This window comes from Microbacterium longlingense (assembly GCF_058349825.2).
This window is the reverse complement of record NZ_JBYRJA020000001.1, coordinates 25,985-48,179: the sequence shown is the minus strand read 5'-3', so window position 1 is coordinate 48,179 and position 22,195 is coordinate 25,985. Positions and strand designations below refer to the sequence as shown.

Below are 22,195 nucleotides of genomic sequence, written 5' to 3'. Positions count from 1 at the left end.
GTTTCTCCGGCGGCTCCAGTGGTGATGACCTGCTTGACGCAAACGTATCCAGCCCGCTGGGAAAGCGCAAGGGTGATCCGGTGCGGACGGAAAAGTTCCGTACCATCGGGGGGGTGGCCACCCCCAAGATCGTGTTGTTCTACGTGTTCGCTCCGCTCCCGGATCCGGAGGCGATCCGGCTCTGGCAGCGCGACGTCGGCGAGGCGCTGGGGCTGCGCGGCCGGGTGCTCATCTCGCCGGATGGCATCAACGGCACCCTCGGCGGCGACCTGCCGCAGCTCAAGCGCTGGGTGCGTTCCTTCCGCGCCTATCCGGCCTTCCGCGCAGCGGACATCAAGTGGAGCGCGGGGAGCGGCCTCGACGATGACGGCCGCAGCAGCGACTTCCCGAAGCTGAGCGTCAAGGTGCGTGCGGAGATCGTGTCCTTCGGGGCGCCGGGCGACGTGCGGGTGGACGGGGACGGCGTGATCGGGGGAGGCACGCGGCTGAGCCCGGACGACGTGCATCGTCTCGTGGCGGAGCGCGGCGACGATGTGGTGTTCTTCGACGGGCGCAACGCGTTCGAGGCGCAGATCGGGCGGTTCCGGGGCGCTGTCGTGCCGGACGCCGAGACCACCCGCGACTTCGTCGGCCTCCTCGACGCCGGGGTCTACGACGATCTCAAGGGGCGGCCGGTGATCACCTACTGCACCGGAGGCATCCGCTGCGAGGTGCTGTCGAGCCTCATGGTGGCGCGGGGTTTCGGAGAGGTGTATCAGCTCGACGGGGGCATCGTGCGCTACGGCGAGCGCTTCGGGGACGCGGGGCTGTGGGAGGGATCTCTCTACGTGTTCGACCGCCGCGGCTCGATCGACTTCTCCGATCAGGCAGCGGTGATCGGCCGGTGCGCCGGGTGCGGGGCGCCCACGAGCCGCACCGCCAACTGCCCTGATCTGTCGTGCCGCCGTCAGTTCGTCGTCTGCGAGCGGTGCGGTGCGGTGCCCTGCGGAGAACACCGGGCCTGACGGCGATGCGCTGCCCCGGGCGGCCCGTCAGGGTTCGCGGTCGTCGCGCGAACCGCCCAGCGACCGCGGCAGCAGCGCGGCCAGGACCCGGGCGCGCCGCCCCGCGCGCGCGAGCAGATCACGGCGTACGCGTCCGAGCGGCGCGGTGAGATCTTCCGCGACCGCGGGACCGGTCGTGTAGCTGGCGTGTTCCACGGCGGTGCGCAGGGTCCGCATCGCTGCCGGGTCGACGCGGAGCACGCGGGTGAGGCGCTCCTCGCGTGCCCGCGGCGACTCGGTTCCGCCCTGGGCGTCTGCGCCCTCCGCGGCGGCATGACCGAGGTCGCGCAGCGTGTCGTCGAGCTCCGCCCACGCCGCCCCGGCGTCGCCGCTGCGGGCCGCCGCCACGCGCCGCCCGCGCCGCGCCAGGCGCATCCCCGCCGGCGCGAGGGCGGCCGGCAGCAGCAGCACCATCAGCCACCACCACGGCGATGGCACGCCCCTCTCCGCCGCCGTCGTGCCCCCTCCCGCTGCGCTCTCCGGGGTGTCGTCCTGGGCCGGCTCCGGGGCGTTCTGCTCGCGGCTCGGTGCGTCGACCGGGTCGCCGGGCTCGCGGTCCGGATCGTCTGATCGGGCGGAGATCGCGGCGGAGAAGACGGTGGGGACGCCCAGGCTCGCCGTGGGCTCGAACGGCACCCAGCCCAGATCATCGAAGTAGACCTCCGGCCAGGAGTGGAGCTGATCGCTCGAGACCTCGTAGACGGTGCGGTCGCCGCGTTCCTCGCCGGAGTCCCGCCCGGGGAGATAGCCCACCACGATGCGGGTCGGCATACCCAGGCTGCGGCTCATGAGCGCGAACGCGCCGGCGAAGTGGATGCAGTACCCCTCGCGCACCTCGAGGAACTGCGCGACCGCCTGCGCGCCGGTGCCGTCGAAGCCCTCGTCGACCGGGGTCGAGAGAGAGTAGCGGAATGCCGTGCGGAACCAGGTCTGCAGCGCCATGGCCCTGTCGAAATCGTTCTCCGCGTGCGCGGTGACCTCCGCGGCGGTATCGGCGATGACGGCCGGTAGGTCATCCGGCAGCGCCAGCAGTCCCGCCGGCAGGTGTTGCCCGGCAGCCCTGCTCGCGCGCGCTTGTTCGAGCGTCGGCTCGACGTCCACGGTGGTCACCGTGTATGCCTGCCCGTCGGCGTCGGCGTCATCGCTGATCAGCGTGCGGTTGTCCGGCATCACCTGCCAGACGCCCTCCTGCCCGGCGATGGCGATCGCCGGGTACGGCACCGGCAGCCACGGGCCGCGCACCCCGAGTATGCGGATCGTGGTCTCGTCGACGCCGTCCGGGAGGTCGTCGTCCGTCCGTTGCTCCGGCTCCGGGGCGCCGGGCTCCTGGCCGGAAGAGGGCGGCACGATCGGGTCAGGGCCGAAACCGGCGTGCAGCCCCTGCGTCTCGGTCCGGTCGGGCTCCCAGACCTGTCCGTCGAAGTCCGACAGCGTCGCGATGCGCAGGTACGGCGGCGCACTTGCGGTCGTGGTGAGCTCGAGCGCCGTGGTCGTCCATGGCCGGCGGAGGTCGTCGCCGAGCCGCAGCGACGGGTCCAGCGTGATCCCGGGCGACAGGTTCAGGCCGCCCGCGGTGAGCGGGACGAGGGGGGCCGCCCAGAGCGTCGCGGCCACCGCGGCGGTCGCCATCGCCGCGGTCAGCGCGATGCCGCGCCGGCGGCCATCGGGGTCTGGTCGCCGACCCGGACGGCGTAGCATCACCACGACGGTGACCGCGAGCACCGCGAACCACCCCAGGTCGGCGTCGCCGCGGATCGCGATCGTGGGAATGGCGCCGGCGACCGCCGTGACGACCGCGGCGGCCAGGGGAGCCGCCCGTACCAACTGGTCCAGTGCGATCGCGAGGAGGCCGAAGCCGGCCGCGATCACGAACGCCAGGTCGGCGCTCGCCGGCAGGGGCACGACCCCGTAGTAGATGAGATCCCAGGCGCGCACCGCGATGGCGTCTGCCGCGGCGCCCGTCTGCAGGGTCGGCACGATCAGGAAGCTCGCGGTGTCGGGGAGGAACATGCGCAGCAGCACGATCGTCAGCGCCGCCAGCGCGACTCCCGCCGCGATCGGCTCGGAGGCCCGGGACAGGAGCCGGCCCGTCGGGGTGCCCGGGCGGCGCAGCACCGTGCGCGCGGCGAGGGCCGCCGCGAGCACCAGGAAGACCGTCAGCACGCACTGCCGGCTCCACGGCCCGGGGGCGACCATGCCGCTGAGCGGCCAGAGGGCGACCAGGCAGCCGAGCGCGGCGACCGCGGTCGCCCCGGGGCGAACGGGGCGCGGCGTGCGCGGCGCGGGCGAGGGGATGCGTTCGGAGGCCGTCGGGCGGTCCTCGGGGTCCACGCGCACGCGGAGCGGCTCGCGCGCGGAGGTGAGGGTGCTCATCCCGCCCCCCGAGGATCGACGGCGGAGGACAGTGCTGCCCAGGACGCGGCGACATCGGGCCCCAGCGCCGCGGCGCGCCAACCCGCGTCCCTGGCCGCAGCGAGGGCCCCGGCGTCTGGCGCCGCCGCAAGAAGCACGCCGGCCCGGTCGGGGCGGAGGTGCGCGGCCTCCGCGGCGGAGAGGGTGCCGGTGATGTGCACCAGGAAGCCGCCGCCGTCGGCGCCGAACGCCGGCTGATCGTGTTCCGCTGCCCTGTCGCGGTGCGGTGCGATGCGTGCAAGCGCGATGAGGAGCTCCTCCTCGTCGCTGTCGCGCTCCGTCACAGCGCCCGTCCTGCCGGCGCCGTCGCCCGGCAACGCCCCGATCGGCTCGTCGTGGGCGTCGACGACGTGGACGGTCAGTCCGGACGCGTGCAGGTGCGCGGCGATCGACGCACACGCCGACACGGCCGCCTCGAACAGGACGGCATCCGTGCCCGCCCAGCGCCCGCGGTCGTGGTCGAGCACGACGCGGGCGTCCGGCTCGGTCTCCTGCTCCTCCTGGCGCACCATGAGGTCGCCGCGGTGCGCGCTCGCACGCCAATGGATGCGCCGCATCGAATCTCCCGGAGCGTAACGGCGCGGGGTGAGGTTGTCGACGCCCTGACCGAGACGGTTGGCCGCAGACCGCCCGGTGGTTCCCGCGCCGTGCTCGTCGCCGAGCGGCGGCAGCACGACGACGGCGGGGACCACGGTGAGCGGTGTCGCTCGGCCGATGCGCTCCTGGCGTGCAGAGAGGCTGAGCGGATCCGACGTTCGCACCAGGAGCGGACCGAGCGGTACCACGCCGCGCCGGACCCCGCGGATGCGGTACTCGAGCACGATGTCGCGGCGCGCTGCCCCCGGGAGAGCACCGGCCGCGAGACCGGTGACCGCCGCCGGCAGCTCATCCTGCCACCGTGCACCGGGTCGCGGCAGGAGCGTGCGCACATCGGGCCGGATGCGCACGACCGTCTCCTCTCCCACCGACAGCAGCCTGGTGGTGCGCCGGTCGACCTCGCCGCGACGACGGGGGAGGTGCACGACGAGCACGGCGAGCGCGGTCAGGGCGAGCAGCAGCACGCCGATGTACACCAGGAGGGGAGCGGCGAGGACGTTCGCCGCGACGATCAGGACGATCCCGCTCGTGAGCGCAGCGACGCCCCGCGCGGTGAGCGGACCCCGAGGCCCCGGTTCCGGCGCCATCCTGTCACCGGGGCGTCGCGACCGGAATCGGCACGTGCGCGATGATGCGGTCGAGGGCCGCCGCGACGTCCCCGGTGCGGCCGCGGGCCGGGATCACCCGGTGCGCGAACACCGGCGAGACGAGGCCGGCGATGTCGTCGGGGATCACGTAGGGGCGACCGTCCAGCGCGGCGACCACCTTCGCGGCCCGCACGAGCTGCAGGGTCGCACGCGGACTCGCTCCGAGCGCCAGCGCGGCATCGGTGCGGGTGGCGCGGGCGATCGCGACGGCGTACTCCTCGATCACGGGGGCCACGTGCACGCGCCGCGCCCATGCGATGAGGGCCGCGACGTCGCCGAGGCCGGCGACCGGGCGGATGCCATCGAGGGGGTTGGTGCGGTCGCGCTGGCGCAGCATGAGCGTCTCCGCCGCCGCGTCCGGATAGCCCATCGAGATGCGCATCATGAAGCGGTCGCGCTGCGCCTCCGGCAGCGCATAGGTGCCTTCCATCTCGAGCGGGTTTTGCGTGGCGACGACGAGGAACGGCGTCGGCAGGGCATAGGTGCGCCCGTCCACGCTCACCTGGTGCTCCTCCATCGCCTCCAGCAGCGCCGACTGCGTCTTGGGCGACGAACGGTTGATCTCGTCCGCGATCACGATGTGCGCGAAGATGGCGCCGGGTGTGAACTCGAACGCGCGGTCCACCGGGTTGTAGATGCTGACCCCGGTGACGTCCCCCGGCAGCAGATCCGGCGTGAACTGGATACGGCGCACGGTGGCGTGCACGCTCGCGGCGAGCGTCCTGGCCAGCATGGTCTTGCCGACGCCCGGCACGTCCTCGATCAGCAGGTGGCCCTCGGCCAGGAGGCACACCAGCGCGCTGCGCACCGCTTCCGGCTTGCCGTCGATGACCCGCGAGATCGCGGCAGCGATGGCGGCTGTGCTGGTGGCGAAAGCTGCCGCATCCAGCGGCGGTGTCGCAGCTGCCGGGTCGGCTGTGACGCCCAGGGTGGTACCGGTGTCTGGCATGCCGTCCCCTCCGTCGCACGTGATCAGATCGTAACCCCGGAACGCTGTGCGTGTCCTGCCGCGGCGGGAGTCCGCCGGCGGTGCGCGCCGGTCATCCCCAGATCGTCCGGCGGGGCGTGGGGCCCGTGCGCAGCGGGGCGGCGCGTGCCAGGGCCAGCAGCGCGAGGCCGCGCTCGCCCGCCAGCTCGTGCAGCTCCGCCGCGCCGACGACGGTCTCCCAGTGGGCGAGGAAGCACGCGGCATCCGCGCGGCGGCGGGCGATGATCCGCGGTACCGGCAGGAGCGTCTGACGCTCGGCGCCGCGGCTCAGCAGCCCGGCCACGACGCCGACGAGCGAGCGTCTCCGCGGCACGTCGGCGCGGTCGACGCGCAGCAGGAACCGCGGGCTCTCCGGCGGGGAGAACAGTTCCGCCACCGCATCCGCCACGGTGCGCTGATCGCCGGCGTGCCCGCCCAGCTCGATGCGGGTCTCATCGCGGCCCGCGTGCACGACCACGTCGTCCTCGTCGACGTCGCCGATCCGTCCGGCGTCGCGCAGGGTGCGGACGATCGCCAGCGTCGCCGCGCGGTGGGTTCCGGCCGGATCACGACGTCGTCGCGCTGCGCGGAGGGCCGAGCGCGCCCCGCCGGTCGCGGCGATCCCGATGCCGATCGCCACCGATGCCGCTCCGATCGCCAGGGACGTCATGCCGGCGCCGTCCCCGACCAGCAGTGCGCCGTTGAGCGCGGTCAGGAGCACGGCAGAGCCCGCGGTGCCGGCGATCGCGCTCACCGGGATCGCCCCGGCGAGGCGTGGCGGCGGCGGAATCAGTGCGTCGCGGCCCGCGAGCCGTCGCACGGCGACCACCTGGCGCGCACGATCCTCGTAGAGCTCGCCGACGCGCCACCGCGCGCGGGTCTCCGCCCGCGGGCAGATGCCGGCGGCCGCGAACGCGTCCAGGGCCGCGACAGAGCACGTGGTGTCCTTCGCCGTTACGCGGTCGAGCACCGCACGTGCTGCGGAGTCGAGCACGGCCGGCAGACCGGCGACGATCTCGACGGAAGCGGACGGCGAGGCGGGGCCGTCCGCGTCGAGTCCGCGGAGGTGCTCGTGCCGGCGGTGGAGCCGGCGCAGCTCTGCGGGCTCGTCGAACGGCACGTCAGGCGGGATGAGGCAGGCGACCGACCAGTTGTGCGCCACTTTGCCCGGCCACGCGGGATCCCGGCGCAGGGTGCGGCCGCGCAGCTGCTGCGTGCCGGTCGAGGTGGTGACGGTGGTGAGGTCGATGAGGGTGTTCACCGCCGGGCAGTCCCAGCCCTCGCCGAGCAGCCCGCGCGTGCCGACCAGCAGGCGCACGTCTCCGCGGCTGATGAGCTCGGAGACCGCTGCCACGATGCGCCCTGCGCCCTGGCCGACCGCGCGCAGCTCGCGGGTCGGCCCCGGCTCGGCGCGGACCGACACCGGGACCTGCAGGAGGGCGGTGAGCTCTGCGGCGAGCCGCTCGGCGTCGTCGGCGCGCACGCGCAGCCGGTTGGCGGTGAGCAGCACCGGATGCAGCGCCGCGGTGACGGGCGTCACGGCCGCGCGCTCGAACACGCGCAGCGCACCGGCCGGGGCGTCGCCGGTGATGCCGGACGCTCCGCCGTGCTCGACGGCGTCGGTCACGATCACGGCGCGGATGCGGTCGCCATCCGGGCCCGCGAGCTCGTCGCGGATGATGTCGATCGCCGCATGGTCCTTCGCCGCCGAGGTCGCGAGAGTGGTCTCCACCGGATCGCGACCGCGGCGGATGCCCCGATCGGTGAGATGGAGACCGAAGTCCGCCAGGGTCGAACGCAGGTGGTCCCACTGCCGCCGTGCTGCGGGATCCGGCAGGAGCCGGGTGAGCGCGAAGCGCGCGAGCACGGTCAGCAGGTCATCCGTCGTGCAGCGGTCGAACAGCACCGGAGACAGCAGCGGCACGATCGGGTGGGCGGGGTCGATGCGTCGCAGCACCACGCCGCACGCGCGGGCGAGCGGCAGGTCCGCCGCGAGGGCGCGTTCGAGATCCGTCTGCGCCGACCGCGGCGGCGCACCGCCGGATCCGGCTTCCTCCGCCCCGCCCGCCGGCGCCGGCTGCAGCACGCTCTCGAGATAGGCGACGCCGTCTGGCGTCGCGAGCATCCGACGCAGCAGGTCGTCCAGAGCGGCGCCGTGCCGGCGGATGAAGCCCGACTCCGCCGGCAACGGCTCGACGAACCGCACGAGGTCGCGATAGGGCGCGAGATGTCCTTCCTTCACGACCGCCGGCGTCGGGACCTCGTCGTCCACGTCGCCGAGCAGCTGGGTGTAGTTGTCATACTCCCGGCCGTCCTCGGGGGAGGGGAGCGTCGCGGTCAGGCCGATCAGGAGCCCGCGGCCGCCCCGCTCGCGGATGCGGCCCGCCAGATAGGCGACCACGAGCGCCCAGTGGTCCAGCAGATGGTGGCACTCGTCGAGCACGATCGTGTCGATGCCGGCCTCGACGATGGCGTCCAGCCGGGCGACGGCGTTCGGATGCAGGGCCAGGGCGATCTGGTCGGGGCGCGCCCTGGTGAATCCGCGCCGCGCGGAGGCCGCTCTGCGACGGATGCCGGAACGGTACCGGGGCGGATGCGATGACGCCAGCTCCGCGAGCCAGGTGGTCGCCTCCGCCTCGGAACGGCCGGCCCGGCACAGGTCGTCGACCCAGCGAGCGCGGGCGAGCTCGTCGAAGGGGGCGCCATCGCCCATCACACCCAGGAGCTGATAGGTGAGCACGGTGAGATCGCCCAGGAGATGCGGATCATCGGAGACCTCCGCCGGGTCCGGTGCGAGCTCCCGGGCGGTACGCACCCACTGCTGCCGGATCGTCACGCTCGGAGCGAGCACGACCGTGCGTCGCCCCTCGCGCATCGCGAGCAGCAGCCCCAGCAGGGTCTTGCCGGATCCGGGTGGTGCGACGATGTGGATCGACTCCGTGTCCCCGCCCGCCGGCACGCGCGCGAGGACGCCGGCCTGCGACGGACGGAGGGTTCCGTCGAAGCGCCAGCCGGCGAGCGGAACGTGCGCACGGCGGCCATCCGTACGCGCGTCGGCCGTCGGGGACATGCTTCGAGCATGCCGCACATCGCGGCTGTGGCCGTCACACGGCCGAGGCGTCGGGTAGAGTGGTCTGCGGCTCTCCGCGTGGCGACACCCAGGCCAATTCCCCCAGGACGGAAACGTAGCAAGGGTAACCGGGCTCTGTCGGGTGCGCGGAGAGTCTTTTCTTTGCCCGCGCGGCCGCGGCGACAGCCGGGGCACCCTCCGGACGACGAGACGATCCGCGTCCACCGTCCGGCCACCGGCACCACCGGCACCGGGCGCGGCATCCCCGGCGATCCCGACCCGGTGACGATCCGCGGGCCGTCCCGTCGCGGCGCTGTCGCCTCAACCCGGTCGGCGGGATGCTCCCCGCGGTCCGTTCAGGAAGGCCGTGAGGCGTTCGCGGATGCCGCGCACGTCCAGGCCGTGCCAGCGGTCATGGTCTTCGATCTCTCCGTACCGGTGCAGGTCGTGCCGGCCGACCCCGACCGACAGGAACCGGCGAGGGCGATCGCCCAGGGCGTCGGCGAACAGCCGTGCGGACGTGCCCTCGAGGTAGGGCTCGACGATCGCGACGTCGCCGGGCGCCGCGACCGTGCGGAGCCGATCAGCGTCGAGCGGGCGCACCGTTCGCAGGTACACGACCCGCACGGGGAGGCCGCGGCTCGCTTCGAGCACGCGATCGAGCATGACCCCGACCGCGAACACGGTCGTCGGCCCGTCGTCGCGCAGCACCTCGACGTTCTCATGCGCGGCGGCGTTGGACTGCGCGTGCAGGCGGAGGTAGGTGCGGTCGTCGCGGTCGACGGCGGAGCGGAGCAGCTGCTCGACCTCATCGGGGTGCCCCGGCACATGGACCGTCCAGTCCTCCAGGGTGTCGAGCAGCGCGACGTCCTCCGGCGAGAAGTGCGTGCGCCCCATGCGGCTGCCGTCGTACGAGGCGCCGACGCCCACGAGGATCGCTCCGACGCCCTGATGATCGAGGTCGATCTTGAGCTGCTCATACGCCCGATCCACGACGAACGTGGCGTAGGAGTGCGCGATCGGGCGGAGTCCGGTGAGGGCGAGTCCGCCCGCGACGCCGATCATGAGCTGTTCGCGGATGCCGACGTTGACCACACGATCGGGGAACAGCGCACGGGATCCTTCGAACGCCGCGGCCGAGATGTCGGCGAGGACGACAGTGGTGCGGGGATCGGAGGCGAGCAGGGCGGCGGTCGTCGCCACGAAGCGGTCGCGCATGGACATCAGGCACCCGCCTTCGCGGACGTGACGACGACGACCGCGTGCGGGCGGCCGGGCGTCGTGCCCCGTAGCGCCCGCTCGACGGCGGCGTGGTCGCGGCTGGGGACGGTCGCCGTCGTCCAGCCGTTGACGGCGAACCGGGTCGCGATGCCGCCCGGCCAGCCGTGGGTCGCCGACTGGTTGTCGACGACGATCGCCACGAGGTCGCCCAGGCCGTACGCCCCGGCGAACGCGATCGCCTCATGGTTGCTGCCCTCATCGAGTTCTGCGTCGCCGAGCAGGACGTACACGCGGGGCCCCGGGTGCGGGCGCAGGGCGAGCGCGATCCCGACGCCGAGTCCCAGGCCGTGGCCGAGCGAGCCAGAGCCGATCTCGACGCCGGGCACGCGGCGGTCGGGGTGGTGGCCCAGGGCGCTGTTCGCCGATCCGACGTCGTCGAGCCACGACTCGGGGAAGAATCCGTGCGAGGCGAGCACGGCGTAGAAGGCCGCCGGTCCGTGCCCCTTGGACAGCAGGAAGCGGTCGCGGCGCGGATCGTCGGGCCGCGCCGGATCGATCCGCAGCACGCTGTCGTACAGGACAGAGATCACATCGAGGGTGGAGTGGGCGCTCAGCGCATGCTTCTCGTCGCCGGTGACACGGCGCAGAAGGGTCTCACGGTGGGTCATGGGGCTACGCTAAAACTTCAAGTTCACATGAAGTCAAGTCGGCGGGAGAACGGGCATGGAGATGACCATCGGCGACGTCGCCCACCGCGCCGGCATCGCGACCTCCGCCGTGCGCTACTACGAGTCGCTGGGGCTGATCGCGTCGCACCGCACCACGGGAAACCAGCGGCGATACGACAGGTCGGTGCTGCGGCGCATCGCCGTCGTCCGCGTCGCACAGCAGGTCGGTGTCCCGCTGACCCGGATCGGGGAGGCCCTCGCCGGCCTCCCCGACAACCGGACGCCGACGCGACAGGACTGGGAGCGCCTCTCGCAGGCCTGGCGAAGCGAACTCGACGCGCGGATCGCGCTCCTCGAGCGCCTGCGCGACGGGCTGTCCAGCTGCATCGGATGTGGATGCCTGTCGCTGGACCGCTGCCCGCTCTACAACCCGGAGGACGTCCTCGGCGAGACCGGCAGCGGTGCGCGGATCCTCGTCGATCAGGCGCGCGCGACGGCCGCGGGCAGTCCGAGGTCCGCGCACACCGTCACGAGCGCTCCCTGATCGCCGCGGTCAGCTCCGCGATCTGCTCGCGCAGCAGCGCGAGCTCCGCCCGCACGTCGTCGCTCTCGGCGGGCTCATCCGGCGCGGCGGGCGGGTGGTCCAGGCCCTGCATGGCATCGACGATCACGGCGATGAACAGGTTGAGCACGGTCAGCGCGCTGATGAGCACGAAGGGCACGAAGAACGCCGGAGCCCACGGGATCTGCGCGGTCACCTCCCGGGCGATCACCGACCAGTTGTCGAGGGTCATCACCTGGAACAGCGAGAACAGCGACCGGCCGAGGTCGCCGAAGGTCTCCGGGAACGCCGCGCCGAACAGCATCGTCGCCATCACGCCAGAGACGTAGAAGATGATCACCAGGAGCGCGGCGATCGACACGATCCCCGGCACCGCGCGCACGAGCGCCTCCACCACACGCCGCAGCGCCGGCACCATCGACACCAGGCGGAGGACCCGAAGCACCCGCAGCGCACGCAGCACCGCGAGGCCGTCCGCCCCCGGGATCAGCGCGACGCCGACGACGATGAAATCGAACACGTTCCACGCGTCGGCGAAGAACCTCCCGCGCTGCGCATAGAGCTTCAGGACGATCTCGGCGATGAAGATCGCCAGGCAGGCGCGGTCCAGCGTGCGCAGCACCCCGGCGACGTCCGTCGGGAGGGCAGGAACGGTCTCGAGGCCGAGAATGACGGCATTCACCACGATCACCGCGATGATCGCGGCCTGCACGGGACGGGACAGCACGAAGCCGCCGACGGCGGCACGGGAGTACCAGGGAGCGGATGACATGCGGTGCCTTCGCGTCGAGGGGAACGGCGCCGGTGACCAGCGCAGATCCGAGGCTACCGTCCGCGCCCGGAGGGGATTACGCTTGCTGGTCGGCGCACTGTCGAGCCCTGCCCCTTCCGCCCACTCCCCACCGGAGGCCCCGTGCCCGATTCGCAGCCAGACCTGCTCGCCGCCGAGGCGGTGCTCTTCGACCTCGACGGCGTGCTCACGCCCACCGCAGAACTGCACATGCACGCCTGGCAGCGCGTGTTCGACGAGGTGCTCACCGAGTGGAACGCGCAGCCGCCGTACACCGACGACGACTATTTCCAGTACGTCGACGGCAAGAAACGGTACGACGGCGTCGCGGCGATGCTGCACAGCCGCAACCTCGAGATCCCCTGGGGCGACGTCGACGACGCCCCGTCGACACCGACCGTCTGCGGCATCGGCAACCGTAAGAACATCGCCTTCGCCGAGGCCCTGCGCGCCGACGGAATCGCTCCGTACCCCGGTTCTCTCGCGCTGATCGAACGCCTCCGTGCCGCCGGGGTGCCGCTGGCCGTCGTGTCGAGCTCGAAGAACGCCGAAGAGGTGCTCGCGGCCGCCGGCATCCGCGACTTCTTCCCGGTCGTCGTTGACGGCGTCGTCGCCGAGCGCGACGGACTGGCCTCCAAGCCCGCTCCCGACGTCTTCGCCGCCGGAGCGGTGGCGCTGGGCGTCGACCCCGCACGCGCCGTCGCCGTGGAGGACGCCGTCTCCGGTGTCGCCTCCGCTGCCGCCGCCGGCTACGGGGACGTCGTTGGCGTGGATCGCGGGGCCGGGGCCGACGCGCTTCGCGCCGCCGGGGCGACCCTCGTCGTCGACGACCTGGCCCGCCTCCTGCCCTGAATCCCGTTCTGCCCTGAATCCCGTATCCCCGCCGCCCGCCGCCCGCTGACCAGCCGGCTCATCCGCCGGCCCAGCCCACCCTGCTCGTCCCCGCCCCGCACCGCCGCCCCGGCGCACCCGCACCGCGGCACCCCGTCTCCCGCCGGCATCCGCCCACCTCCGAACCCTGTGAAGGCTTTCGCATGATCGATCGTGACCTGTACCCCGTTGACCCCTGGTGCCTCGTCGAGACCCGCTTCCAGGGTGATGAGCCCGGTGTCTCTGAGACGGTGTTCTCCGTGGGCAACGGCTACCTCGGCCTCCGCGGCAACCATATCGAGGGGCGCGGCGCCCATGAGCACGGCACCTTCATCAACGGCCTGCACGAGACCTGGCCGATCCGCCATGCCGAGCAGGCCTACGGCTTCGCGGAGGTCGGGCAGACGATCGTCAACGCCCCAGACGCGAAGGTCATGCGCATCTACGTCGACGACGAGCCGCTGGCCCTCGACGAGGCGGACGTGAGCGAGTACCGCCGCGAGCTCGACATGCGCAACGGCGTGCTGCGCCGTGATCTGCTGTGGGTGACCCCGTCCGGCAAGCGCGTTCGGGTCCGCGACGAGCGGATGGTGTCGTTCGACGAGCGCCACCTCGCCGTGCTCCGGCTCGACGTCGTCGTGGAGAACGCCGACGCCCCGGTGACCATCAGCTCCCAGCTGCTCAACCGGCAGGACGGCGAGGACGTGTACGGCGGCACGCCGACGATGGCGGAGGCCTCATCGGGCTTCGACCCGCGCCGCAGCGAGCGGATCGCCGAGCGCGTCCTCCAGCCGCAGGAGTACTGGCAGTCGGGGATGCGCTCCGCTCTCGCCTACCGCATCACCAACTCCGGGATGACCGTCGCGGTCGCGTGCGACCACATCATCGACACCGAGAACGACTACACGATGCGTGAGCTCGTCGAGCCGGACATCGCCAAGAACGTGTTCCGCGTGCGGGCGCGGGCCGGCGTGCCGATCCGCCTCACCAAGCTTGTCAGCTATCACACCTCGCGCGGGGTCCCGGCGCGGGAGCTCGTCGATCGCTGCCGTCGCACGCTCGACCGCGTCGGCATCGAGGGCGCGCAGGCGGCGTTTGACCGTCAGCGGGAATGGCTCGACGCCTTCTGGGAGCGCAGCGATGTGCGCGTCGCCGATCACCCCGATCTGCAGCAGGCCATCCGCTGGTGCCTGTTCCAGCTGGCGCAGGCCTCGGCCAGGGCGGACGGCCTCGGCGTCTCCGCCAAGGGGGTCAGCGGCTCCGGCTACTCCGGCCACTACTTCTGGGACACCGAGATCTACGTCCTGCCGTTCCTGACATACACGAGCCCGCTGTGGGCACGCAACGCGCTCCGCGCCCGCGCGCTCATGCTCCCCGCTGCCCGCCGCCGGGCGGCGAAGCTCAACGAGGCCGGCGCCCTCTTCCCCTGGCGCACGGTCAACGGCGAGGAGGCATCGGCCTACTACGCCGCCGGCACCGCGCAGTACCACATCAACGCCGACGTGAGCTTCGCGGTCGGCAAGTACGTGCGGGCCACCGGCGATGAGGAGTTCATGCGCCGGGAAGGCGTGGACATCGCCGTCGAGACCGCCCGGATGTGGGCGACGCTGGGCTTCTGGCGGCAGGGGGAGTCCGACGAGGACGGCACGTTCCACATCCACGGGGTGACCGGCCCGGACGAGTACACCACGGTGGTGAACGACAACCTCTTCACCAACGTGATGGCCCGGTACAACCTGCGGATGGCGGCCAGGGTCGTGCGCGAGCTGGAAGCAGACGCGCCGGAGGCGTTCGCCGCGGCCGTCGAGCGCCTGCAGCTGCAGGAGGGGGAGGCGGAGGCCTGGGAGCGCATCGCGGACGCCATGCACATCCCCTACAGCGAGAGCCTGGGCATCCACCCGCAGGACGACCAGTTCCTCGAGAAGGAGGTGTGGGACCTCGCCCGCACGCCCCCGGAGCAGCGCCCGCTGCTGCTGAACTTCCATCCCCTGGTGATCTACCGGTTCCAGGTGCTCAAGCAGGCCGACGTCGTGCTGGCGCTCTTCCTGCAGGGCAACCACTTCACGCCGGAGGAGAAGAAGGCCGACTTCGACTATTACGACCCGCTCACCACGGGGGACTCGACGCTGTCCTCCGTCGTGCAGTCGATCCTGGCCGCGGAGGTCGGCTATCAGGATCTGGCCAGGCTCTACTTCGAGCAGTCGCTGTTCGTCGACCTCGGCGATCTGCACCACAACGCGTCCGACGGCGTGCACGTCGCGTCGGCCGGCGGGGTGTGGACGGCGCTGGTGTGCGGCTTCGGCGGGATGCGCGATCACCACGGCGAGCTGAGCTTCGATCCGCGCCTGCCGGCGGACTGGCCGGAGCTGAGCTTCCCGCTGCTGTGGCAGGGGTCCGCGGTGCGCGTCACGATCACGCGGCACGAGCTGCGGATGGCGGTGGAGTCGGGCGACCCGGTCACCTTCGCGGTGCGCGGCGAGCAGCACACCGCCGCCGTGGGAGAGGACGCGGTGGTGCACCTGGCCGATCAGGGGCCCGTCATCCCGGGGCGGCCCACCCTCCGTCACCTCGAGGGGGCGCGCCGGGAGGACGGCAGCCAGATGTCGGCGTCCGTGCCGTCGACGTCGTCGATCCCGGTGGTGGTCACCGAGGAGCTCGGCGACTGATCCCGGGGCGCGCGCCCCAGAACAGGCAGGCAGCACCAGCACAGGCAGTTTCCCCGCGGGGCTGCCTGTTCTGGTGCTGCCTGCCTGTTCTGGTGCGTGGCGTGAATCGAGCGGAACCGATGTCTGCGGCACGCCGTAGGCTGTTCGGGTGACCACAGCCCTCTACCGGAGATACCGCCCCGAGACCTTCGGCGAGATGATCGGGCAGTCCCAGGTCACCGAGCCGCTGATGACGGCGCTGCGCGGTGACAGGGTCGGCCACGCCTACCTGTTCTCCGGACCGCGCGGCTGCGGCAAGACGACCTCCGCGCGCATCCTCGCCCGCTGCCTGAACTGCGCAGAGGGGCCCACCGACACCCCGTGCGGCGTGTGCCCGAGCTGTGTCGAGCTGTCGCGCGCGGGCGGCGGATCGCTGGACGTCGTCGAGATCGATGCGGCGAGCCACAACGGCGTCGACGACGCTCGCGACCTGCGCGAGCGCGCCACGTTCGCCCCGAGCCGCGACCGCTTCAAGATCTTCATCCTCGACGAGGCGCACATGGTGACCCCGCAGGGGTTCAACGCGCTGCTCAAGCTCGTCGAGGAGCCGCCGGCGCACGTGAAGTTCATCTTCGCCACCACCGAACCGGAGAAGGTCCTCGGCACCATCCGGTCGCGCACGCACCACTATCCGTTCCGTCTGGTGCCGCCCGCCGCGATGCTGGAGTACGTCGAGCGGCTGTGCGGTGAGGAGGGCGTGCGCGTCGAACCGGGTGTGCTGCCGCTCGTCGTGCGCGCCGGAGGAGGCTCGCCGCGCGACACGCTGTCACTGCTCGACCAGCTGATCGCCGGTTCGGAGGCCGCAGCGGACGGCGGTGTCGTCGTGCGCTACGAGCGCGCTGTCGCGCTGCTCGGATACACGCATGGAGCGCTGCTCGACGAGATCGTCGATGCCCTCGCCCGGGCAGACGCGGCAGCGGCTTTCCCGGCCGTCGACCGCGTCGTGCAGACCGGCCAGGATCCGCGCCGCTTCGTGGAAGACCTCCTCGAGCGCTTGCGTGACCTCATCGTGATCGGCGCGGTCGGCGAGGGAGCCGCCGCGGTGGTCCGCGGCGTGCCAGAGGACGAGATGGCCCGGATGCGGGCGCAGGCGGAGTCCTTCGGTGTCGCCCGGCTCTCCCGCACGGCTGACCTGGTCAGCGTCGCCCTCGACGACATGTCCGGCGCCACCTCCCCGCGCCTGCACCTCGAGCTCATGGTGGCGCGCGTCCTCGCCGCGGACAGCGGGGGAGCCGCGCCAGCGGGCGCGGCGGCGGCGATCGGACGGGTTGTTCCGGCTGCTGCTCCGGCTGCCACTCCGGCTGCTGCGCCGCGATCGTCGGCACCGGCTGCCCCGATGCCGGCGGGGGTCGGCCCCGCGAACGATCCTGTCGCCACCGGCGGTCCGGCCGCTGCAGCGCCGGTCGCCCACGCGCCGACCGATCCGGCGGGCGCTGCAGCGTCCGACCCGGGAGAACGACGCCCCGCGGATCCGGCGGGTGCACCGGTCCCGGCCGGCTCCGCGTCTGCACCCGTGCGGCCGACACCTGGCCCGGCGGCGTCGGAACCGACCGCACCGGAACCGGCCGCGGCGGAACCGGCGGAGGGGAGCGGCCCGCTCACGTTCGGTCGGCTCAAGGCCGCGTGGCCCGGCGTGCTGCGCCGACTCGAAGGCATCAACCGCGGTGCGTGGATCGTGGCGACCACGGTCCAGCCGCTCGACCTCACCGACGGCGACGTACTGACGCTGGGCTTCGTGAGCCCGCAGGACGTCGCGGCGTTCCGCGCCGGCGCGGCCGACCACCTGCGCACCGCGATCCAGGCCGAGTGCGGCATCCAGGTGAAGTACCGTCCTGCACCCCTGCCCGCGGCAGCTCCTCACCGGCCCGAGAACCCCGCCGGTGCGGGGTCCTCAGCGGGGCTCGAAACAGGGCCCGAGCTCGGCGCTCCGGGCGCCCCGGCCATCCCGCCGAGCCAGAGCGCGGCGCCGGCATCCGCCGCCGGGGCGCCTCGGACGCCCCCGACGCCATCTGCCCGGCCAGCGCCGCCAGCCGGGCAGGCGAGTGCTCCCACGCGCCCCGATGCCGCGCCCGCCGCCGAGGCGGACGACTGGGAGGTCGCCGCGATTCCCGGCAGCGGACCCGCCGCCGTTTCCGATGGCGGGTCCGCGGTCGCGGAGCCCGCCCGCATCGAGCGCACGCCAGCGGCCCCGCCGGCACCGCCCGCGTCGTCGCCGGTCGAGGAGGAGCCCCTCGACGCCGATTCGATGCCGGCGCCCGGCTGGTATCAGCCGCCGCACGACGGCGACATCGTCGCGCCGGACGACGCGGACGCCCCGGATGAGGATCCGGGGGAGGCGGCGCTGCCACCGGATCCGAGCGAGCCGGCACCCGTGGCCCCCGCCCCGGCGCCGCGCGCTGCCGCCCCTGCCCCTACCGTGACCGAGCGCACGCCGGCGAGCGGCGTGCAACGGTACGGCGAAGCGGTCGTGCGCCAGGTGCTCGGTGCGACCTTCGTGCGTGAAGAGCCCTACCAGCCCCCGACGAGGTTCAACTGATGTACGACGGCATCGTCCAGGAGCTGATCGATGAGTTCGGGCGCCTGCCCGGCATCGGGCCGAAGTCGGCGCAGCGGATCGCTTTCCATATTCTGCAGACCCCGAGCTTCGACGTGTCGCGGCTGTCTTTCCTGCTCACCGAGGTGCGCGAACGGGTGCGATTCTGCGAGATCTGCGGCAACGTCGCGGAGGAGGCGCGCTGCGCCATCTGCCGCGACCCCCGCCGCAACCAGGCGCTGATCTGTGTCGTCGAAGATGCGAAGGACGTCGCGGCGATCGAGCGAACACGGGAGTTCCGGGGCCTGTACCACGTGCTCGGCGGAGCGATCAGTCCGATCGCCGGAGTCGGGCCGGACGATCTGCGGATCACCCCGCTGATGACCCGGCTGGCCGACGGCACCGTGCAGGAGGTCATCCTCGCGACCAACCCCAACCTCGAGGGCGAGGCCACGGCGGCATACCTGAGCCGGCTGCTCACCTCGATGGAGGTCACCGTCTCCCGGCTCGCGTCCGGGCTCCCGGTGGGCGGCGATCTCGAGTACGCCGACGAGGTGACCCTCGGACGGGCGTTCGAGGGCCGCCGCACCCTCTGATCCCCGCTGCGCGGCGCGACTCGGGTTCGCTCGGCTCTGCTTTGCCCGGCCTGCTTTTGCTTTGCTCGGCTTGCCCGTCTGCCGTCTGCCGTCTGCCGTCTGCCCCTGCCGTGCAGTGTCCCACCCACCCTCCCAGGCGGCAGCGACCTCACTCAGGCAAGAACGGCGCGACGCCGCCGAAAACGTCGGTATCCCGGTGTCCGGGCGGAAACTGCCTGAGTTGGGGAGCGAGGACGCGCGTGGTCCGATGACCGCGACCGGCCGGTGAGCGGCGGGTGGGGAGGGGGAGCCTGAGCGCCGGGAGCGAAGTCGGGGCGGGACACATGCGCGTAATGGAATACGCACAGATCGTAGAATGGCGGGGGCGATTTCCGCCCGTCACCCTCGGGAGTTCTCTTGGCCCTCATCGTGCAGAAGTACGGCGGCTCATCGGTCGCCGACGCAGAGAGCATCAAGCGCGTCGCAAAACGCGTCGTCGACACACGTCGTGCCGGTCACGACGTGGTCGTCGTTGTCAGCGCCATGGGCGACACCACCGACGAGCTGCTCGACCTCGCCGGCCAGGTCACGCCGGTCCCGGAACCCCGGGAGATGGACATGCTCCTCTCCAGCGGAGAGCGCATCTCGATGGCGCTTCTGGCCATGGCGATCCATTCGATGGGTTTCGAGGCCCGCTCCTACACCGGGCCGCAGGCCGGGATGCGCACCGACAGCCGTTTCGGGCAGGCGCGCATCGTCGAGGTCGATCCGGTGCGCGTGCGCCGGGCGCTGGACATGGGGTTCATCAGCATCGTCGCCGGCTTCCAGGGGCTCAACGACGACACGCAGGACATCACCACGCTCGGCCGCGGCGGTTCCGACACCACCGCTGTCGCCCTCGCGGCGGCCCTCGGCGCGGATGTCTGCGAGATCTACAGTGACGTGGAGGGGATCTTCACCGCCGATCCGCGCGTGGTGCCGATGGCCCACAAACTCAGCCGCGTCTCGAGCGAGGAGATGCTGGAGCTCGCCGCGAACGGAGCGAAGGTGCTCTATATCCGCGCGGTGGAGTACGCGCGCCGTCACCGGGTGATGATTCACGCCCGCTCGACGTTCAGCCCCAACGAGGGCACATACGTTCTGGCCGGGGGGATGTCCGATCCCCGTCTGACCGAGGGAGAAGACATGGAAGAGCCGATCGTCGCGGGAGTCGCTACGGATCTGGGACAGACCAAGATCACGGTCACCTCGGTGCCGGACGTCCCCGGCACCGCCGCGGAGATCTTCACCGTGGTCGCGGAATCGGGTGCGAACGTCGACATGATCGTGCAGAACGTGTCGCCCGCGGCGACCGGACGCACCGACATCTCCTTCACCCTGCCGAAGTCGGACGCCGCGACGGCGATCAAGGCGCTGGTGGCGAACCAGGAGAAGATCGGCTTCGACAGCGTGCTGCACGATGACCAGATCGGCAAGCTCTCGGTCGTCGGCGCCGGCATGCGCACGCATTCCGGCGTCTCGGCGACGCTGTTCGCGGCGCTGTCGAAGGCTGGCATCAACATGGAGATGATCTCAACCTCCGAGATCCGGATCTCGGTGGTGCTGCGCGCAGACGAGGTGGCAGAGGCCGCCCGCATCGTCCACACCGCCTATGGTCTGGACGGCGACATCGAGGCGACGGTCGCCGCGGGCACCGGTCGCTGACCGGCGTCCCCGCAGAACCGCTACAATCACCGAAACCCTCGACGACGCCGCGTGGCGCGGCGCCGCCGCGCTCGGCATCCGCGTCGGGGCCCGCTCAGAGCACACCCACAGCGAAGGATCCGTCATGACCCGCATCTCCGATTCCGGAATCTCCGTCGCCGTCGTCGGCGCCACCGGCCAGGTGGGCGCAGTGATGCGCGAGATTCTCGCGGAGCGCTCGTTCCCGATCCGCGAGCTGCGGCTGTTCTCGACCGCGCGCAGCGCGGGAACAGCGGTGGAGTTCGGCGGTCAGACGGTGATCGTCGAGGACGTAGCGACCGCCGACCCTGCCGGCATCCAGATCGCGCTGTTCTCCGCGGGCGCCACGGGGAGCCGCGCGCACGCCCCGCGCTTCGCCGAGGCCGGCGCGGTCGTGATCGACAATTCCAGCGCTTGGCGCATGGACCCGAAGGTTCCGCTGGTCGTCAGCGAGGTGAACCCCGATGCGGTGGATGAGGCCCACAAGGGCATCATTGCGAACCCGAACTGCACGACCATGGCCGCGATGCCGGTGCTGAAGGCCCTGCACGACGAGGCGGGTCTGGAGCGCCTGGTGGTCAGCACGTACCAGGCCGTCAGCGGCTCCGGCCTTGCCGGGGCGCAGGAGCTGCTCGGCCAGGTCGAGGGCGTGCTCGCCCAGGGCGACACACTGCGCCTGGTGCGTGACGGCTCTGCGGTGGACTTCCCGCAGCCGGAGAAGTATGTCGCACCGATCGCGTTCGACGTGATCCCTCTCGCCGGGAGCATCGTCGACGACGGCGACAACGAGACGGACGAGGAGAAGAAGCTCCGCAACGAGAGCCGCAAGATCCTCGGCCTGCCTGACCTGCGCGTCGCGGGCACGTGCGTTCGTGTTCCGGTCTTCACCGGACACTCGCTCAGCATCCACGCCGAGTTCTCCGGAGACATCTCGCCGGACCGTGCCCGCGAGGTGCTGGCCGCCGCTCCGGGCGTGGTGCTCGACGAGGTGCCGACGCCGCTGCAGGCCGCCGGCAAGGACCCGAGCTTCGTCGGGCGGATCCGCGCCGACCAGTCGGCTCCGGAGGGCAAGGGGCTCGTGCTGTTCATCAGCAACGACAACCTCCGCAAGGGCGCTGCGCTGAACACGGTGCAGATCGCCGAGATCGTCGCACAGCGTCTCGGGGCGTGATGGCGGGAGGGCCCGGGCGTCGGGGCGGAGGGATCCGGCGCGGCATCGCGACGATCTACTGGACGTTCAGCCGCTGGCGGCTGGTCGCCCCCGAGGCGCTGCCGGATCGCCCGACGGTTCTGATCGGTGCGCCGCACACGTCCAACTGGGACTTCGTGCTGATGCTCGGCATCGCCTGGAAGCTCGGCATCGACGTGCGCTGGCTCGGCAAGAAGAGCCTGTTCAACGGGTGGCGGGGGCCGGTGATGCGGCGCCTGGGCGGGATCCCGGTCGATCGGGCGGACCCGGCTCGCGTGGTGGGCGATATCGTCACGCAGGTCCGTTCCGGCGCGGTGTTCGGTCTTGTCGTCACGCCCGACGGGACGCGCGGGGGCAACACGCACTGGAAGAGCGGCTTCTACCGGATCGCCCGGGAGACCGGGATGCCGGTGACCCTGGGCTTCGTCGACCGGACGACGATGACCACCGGCCTCGGGCCGACGATCGAGCTCACCGGCGATGTGGCGGGGGATATGGATCGCGTCCGGGCGTTCTACGCCGACAAGGCCGGTCTGCGACCGGAGCGCCGGACAGAGCCGCGTCTGCGCCGAGAGAGCGCCGGCGAAGAAGCCCTCTGACGACCCCGTCCGGCGGGGCGGCCCC

The 22,195-nt window shown here is 72.3% G+C and carries 16 protein-coding genes and 1 other RNA gene; 10 read left to right on the top strand and 7 right to left on the bottom strand.

All coding sequences use genetic code 11. The features are described 5' to 3' along the window. The first annotated feature begins 113 nt into the window (after nucleotides 1-113). Nucleotides 114-1,004 carry an oxygen-dependent tRNA uridine(34) hydroxylase TrhO gene (gene trhO, locus AC3RXY_RS00210; protein WP_491508866.1) on the top strand — a complete coding sequence of 297 codons (891 nt, stop codon included), beginning with the start codon at nucleotides 114-116 and terminating at the stop codon, nucleotides 1,002-1,004. Between the two features lie 27 nt (nucleotides 1,005-1,031). Here trhO and AC3RXY_RS00205 read toward each other — a convergent pair whose 3' ends face one another. From AC3RXY_RS00205 to AC3RXY_RS00190, 4 genes are all read right to left on the bottom strand, one after another. Further along, entirely contained in the window at nucleotides 1,032-3,416 is a 2,385-nt protein-coding gene (locus AC3RXY_RS00205; protein ID WP_491508865.1) for a transglutaminase TgpA family protein, read from the bottom strand. Continuing rightward, nucleotides 3,413-4,639 (bottom strand): DUF58 domain-containing protein, encoded by a 1,227-nt coding sequence (locus tag AC3RXY_RS00200; RefSeq protein WP_491508864.1) that lies wholly within the window; start codon nucleotides 4,637-4,639, stop codon nucleotides 3,413-3,415. Before AC3RXY_RS00200 ends, AC3RXY_RS00205 begins: the two co-directional genes overlap by 4 nt. 4 nt (nucleotides 4,640-4,643) lie before the next feature. After that, nucleotides 4,644-5,648: an AAA family ATPase gene (locus AC3RXY_RS00195; protein ID WP_491508863.1), complete on the bottom strand. Its 1,005-nt coding sequence runs from the start codon at nucleotides 5,646-5,648 to the stop codon at nucleotides 4,644-4,646. Between the two features lie 91 nt (nucleotides 5,649-5,739). Next, nucleotides 5,740-8,736: a hypothetical protein gene (locus AC3RXY_RS00190; protein WP_491508862.1), complete on the bottom strand. Its 2,997-nt coding sequence runs from the start codon at nucleotides 8,734-8,736 to the stop codon at nucleotides 5,740-5,742. A gap of 65 nt (nucleotides 8,737-8,801) precedes the next feature. Between AC3RXY_RS00190 and ffs the strand changes: the two genes are divergently transcribed. Further along, nucleotides 8,802-8,898: signal recognition particle sRNA small type (gene ffs / locus AC3RXY_RS00185), an RNA gene on the top strand. Nucleotides 8,899-9,057: 159 nt separating this feature from the next. On the opposite strand, the gene AC3RXY_RS00180 is transcribed toward ffs, so the two are convergent. Together AC3RXY_RS00180 and AC3RXY_RS00175 are read right to left on the bottom strand one after the other, a co-directional pair. After that, entirely contained in the window at nucleotides 9,058-9,960 is a 903-nt protein-coding gene (locus tag AC3RXY_RS00180) for a transketolase family protein (protein WP_491508861.1), read from the bottom strand. Continuing rightward, nucleotides 9,960-10,625 carry a thiamine pyrophosphate-binding protein gene (locus tag AC3RXY_RS00175; protein ID WP_491508860.1) on the bottom strand — a complete coding sequence of 222 codons (666 nt, stop codon included), beginning with the start codon at nucleotides 10,623-10,625 and terminating at the stop codon, nucleotides 9,960-9,962. Before AC3RXY_RS00175 ends, AC3RXY_RS00180 begins: the two co-directional genes overlap by 1 nt. Before the next feature lie 55 nt (nucleotides 10,626-10,680). On the opposite strand from AC3RXY_RS00175, the gene soxR reads away from it, so the two are divergent. Continuing rightward, the gene (gene soxR / locus AC3RXY_RS00170) at nucleotides 10,681-11,169 is read left to right on the top strand and encodes a redox-sensitive transcriptional activator SoxR (protein WP_491508859.1); all 489 of its coding nucleotides are present in this window, start codon (nucleotides 10,681-10,683) and stop codon (nucleotides 11,167-11,169) included. Here soxR and AC3RXY_RS00165 read toward each other — a convergent pair. Next, the gene (locus AC3RXY_RS00165) at nucleotides 11,153-11,959 is read right to left on the bottom strand and encodes an ion transporter (protein ID WP_491508858.1); all 807 of its coding nucleotides are present in this window, start codon (nucleotides 11,957-11,959) and stop codon (nucleotides 11,153-11,155) included. The two genes, soxR and AC3RXY_RS00165, sit on opposite strands and share 17 nt — an antisense overlap. 141 nt (nucleotides 11,960-12,100) lie before the next feature. Between AC3RXY_RS00165 and AC3RXY_RS00160 the strand changes: the two genes are divergently transcribed. The 7 genes from AC3RXY_RS00160 to AC3RXY_RS00130 all read left to right on the top strand — a co-directional run bounded on the left by AC3RXY_RS00160 (nucleotide 12,101) and on the right by AC3RXY_RS00130 (nucleotide 22,170). Continuing rightward, nucleotides 12,101-12,829, top strand: a complete 729-nt coding sequence (locus AC3RXY_RS00160) for an HAD family hydrolase (RefSeq protein ID WP_491508857.1) — start codon at nucleotides 12,101-12,103, stop codon at nucleotides 12,827-12,829. Between the two features lie 182 nt (nucleotides 12,830-13,011). Beyond that, the gene (locus AC3RXY_RS00155) at nucleotides 13,012-15,513 is read left to right on the top strand and encodes a glycoside hydrolase family 65 protein (protein WP_491508856.1); all 2,502 of its coding nucleotides are present in this window, start codon (nucleotides 13,012-13,014) and stop codon (nucleotides 15,511-15,513) included. Between the two features lie 148 nt (nucleotides 15,514-15,661). Beyond that, complete coding sequence (locus tag AC3RXY_RS00150) at nucleotides 15,662-18,088, top strand: DNA polymerase III subunit gamma and tau (RefSeq protein ID WP_491508855.1); 2,427 nt, start codon at nucleotides 15,662-15,664, stop codon at nucleotides 18,086-18,088. Continuing rightward, entirely contained in the window at nucleotides 18,088-18,681 is a 594-nt protein-coding gene (recR, locus tag AC3RXY_RS00145; protein WP_491508854.1) for a recombination mediator RecR, read from the top strand. The genes AC3RXY_RS00150 and recR overlap by 1 nt, the downstream gene beginning before the upstream one ends. A 396-nt stretch (nucleotides 18,682-19,077) precedes the next feature. Next, the gene (locus AC3RXY_RS00140) at nucleotides 19,078-20,364 is read left to right on the top strand and encodes an aspartate kinase (RefSeq protein ID WP_491508853.1); all 1,287 of its coding nucleotides are present in this window, start codon (nucleotides 19,078-19,080) and stop codon (nucleotides 20,362-20,364) included. 124 nt (nucleotides 20,365-20,488) lie between these two features. Continuing rightward, nucleotides 20,489-21,553: an aspartate-semialdehyde dehydrogenase gene (locus AC3RXY_RS00135; RefSeq protein ID WP_491508852.1), complete on the top strand. Its 1,065-nt coding sequence runs from the start codon at nucleotides 20,489-20,491 to the stop codon at nucleotides 21,551-21,553. Beyond that, entirely contained in the window at nucleotides 21,553-22,170 is a 618-nt protein-coding gene (locus tag AC3RXY_RS00130; protein ID WP_491509386.1) for a 1-acyl-sn-glycerol-3-phosphate acyltransferase, read from the top strand. Before AC3RXY_RS00135 ends, AC3RXY_RS00130 begins: the two co-directional genes overlap by 1 nt. Nucleotides 22,171-22,195 lie beyond the last annotated feature (25 nt).

Bases quoted from the DNA above. Each gene is read 5' to 3' on its own strand.
- AC3RXY_RS00205 (WP_491508865.1), bottom strand. From the start codon at position 3,416: ATGAGCACCCTCACCTCCGCGCGCGAGCCGCTCCGCGTGCGCGTGGAC.
- AC3RXY_RS00200 (WP_491508864.1), bottom strand. From the start codon at position 4,639: ATGGCGCCGGAACCGGGGCCTCGGGGTCCGCTCACCGCGCGGGGCGTC.
- AC3RXY_RS00195 (WP_491508863.1), bottom strand. From the start codon at position 5,648: ATGCCAGACACCGGTACCACCCTGGGCGTCACAGCCGACCCGGCAGCT.
- AC3RXY_RS00190 (WP_491508862.1), bottom strand. From the start codon at position 8,736: ATGTCCCCGACGGCCGACGCGCGTACGGATGGCCGCCGTGCGCACGTT.
- AC3RXY_RS00180 (WP_491508861.1), bottom strand. From the start codon at position 9,960: ATGTCCATGCGCGACCGCTTCGTGGCGACGACCGCCGCCCTGCTCGCC.
- AC3RXY_RS00175 (WP_491508860.1), bottom strand. From the start codon at position 10,625: ATGACCCACCGTGAGACCCTTCTGCGCCGTGTCACCGGCGACGAGAAG.
- soxR (WP_491508859.1), top strand. From the start codon at position 10,681: ATGGAGATGACCATCGGCGACGTCGCCCACCGCGCCGGCATCGCGACC.
- AC3RXY_RS00165 (WP_491508858.1), bottom strand. From the start codon at position 11,959: ATGTCATCCGCTCCCTGGTACTCCCGTGCCGCCGTCGGCGGCTTCGTG.
- AC3RXY_RS00155 (WP_491508856.1), top strand. From the start codon at position 13,012: ATGATCGATCGTGACCTGTACCCCGTTGACCCCTGGTGCCTCGTCGAG.
- recR (WP_491508854.1), top strand. From the start codon at position 18,088: ATGTACGACGGCATCGTCCAGGAGCTGATCGATGAGTTCGGGCGCCTG.
- AC3RXY_RS00135 (WP_491508852.1), top strand. From the start codon at position 20,489: ATGACCCGCATCTCCGATTCCGGAATCTCCGTCGCCGTCGTCGGCGCC.
- AC3RXY_RS00130 (WP_491509386.1), top strand. From the start codon at position 21,553: ATGGCGGGAGGGCCCGGGCGTCGGGGCGGAGGGATCCGGCGCGGCATC.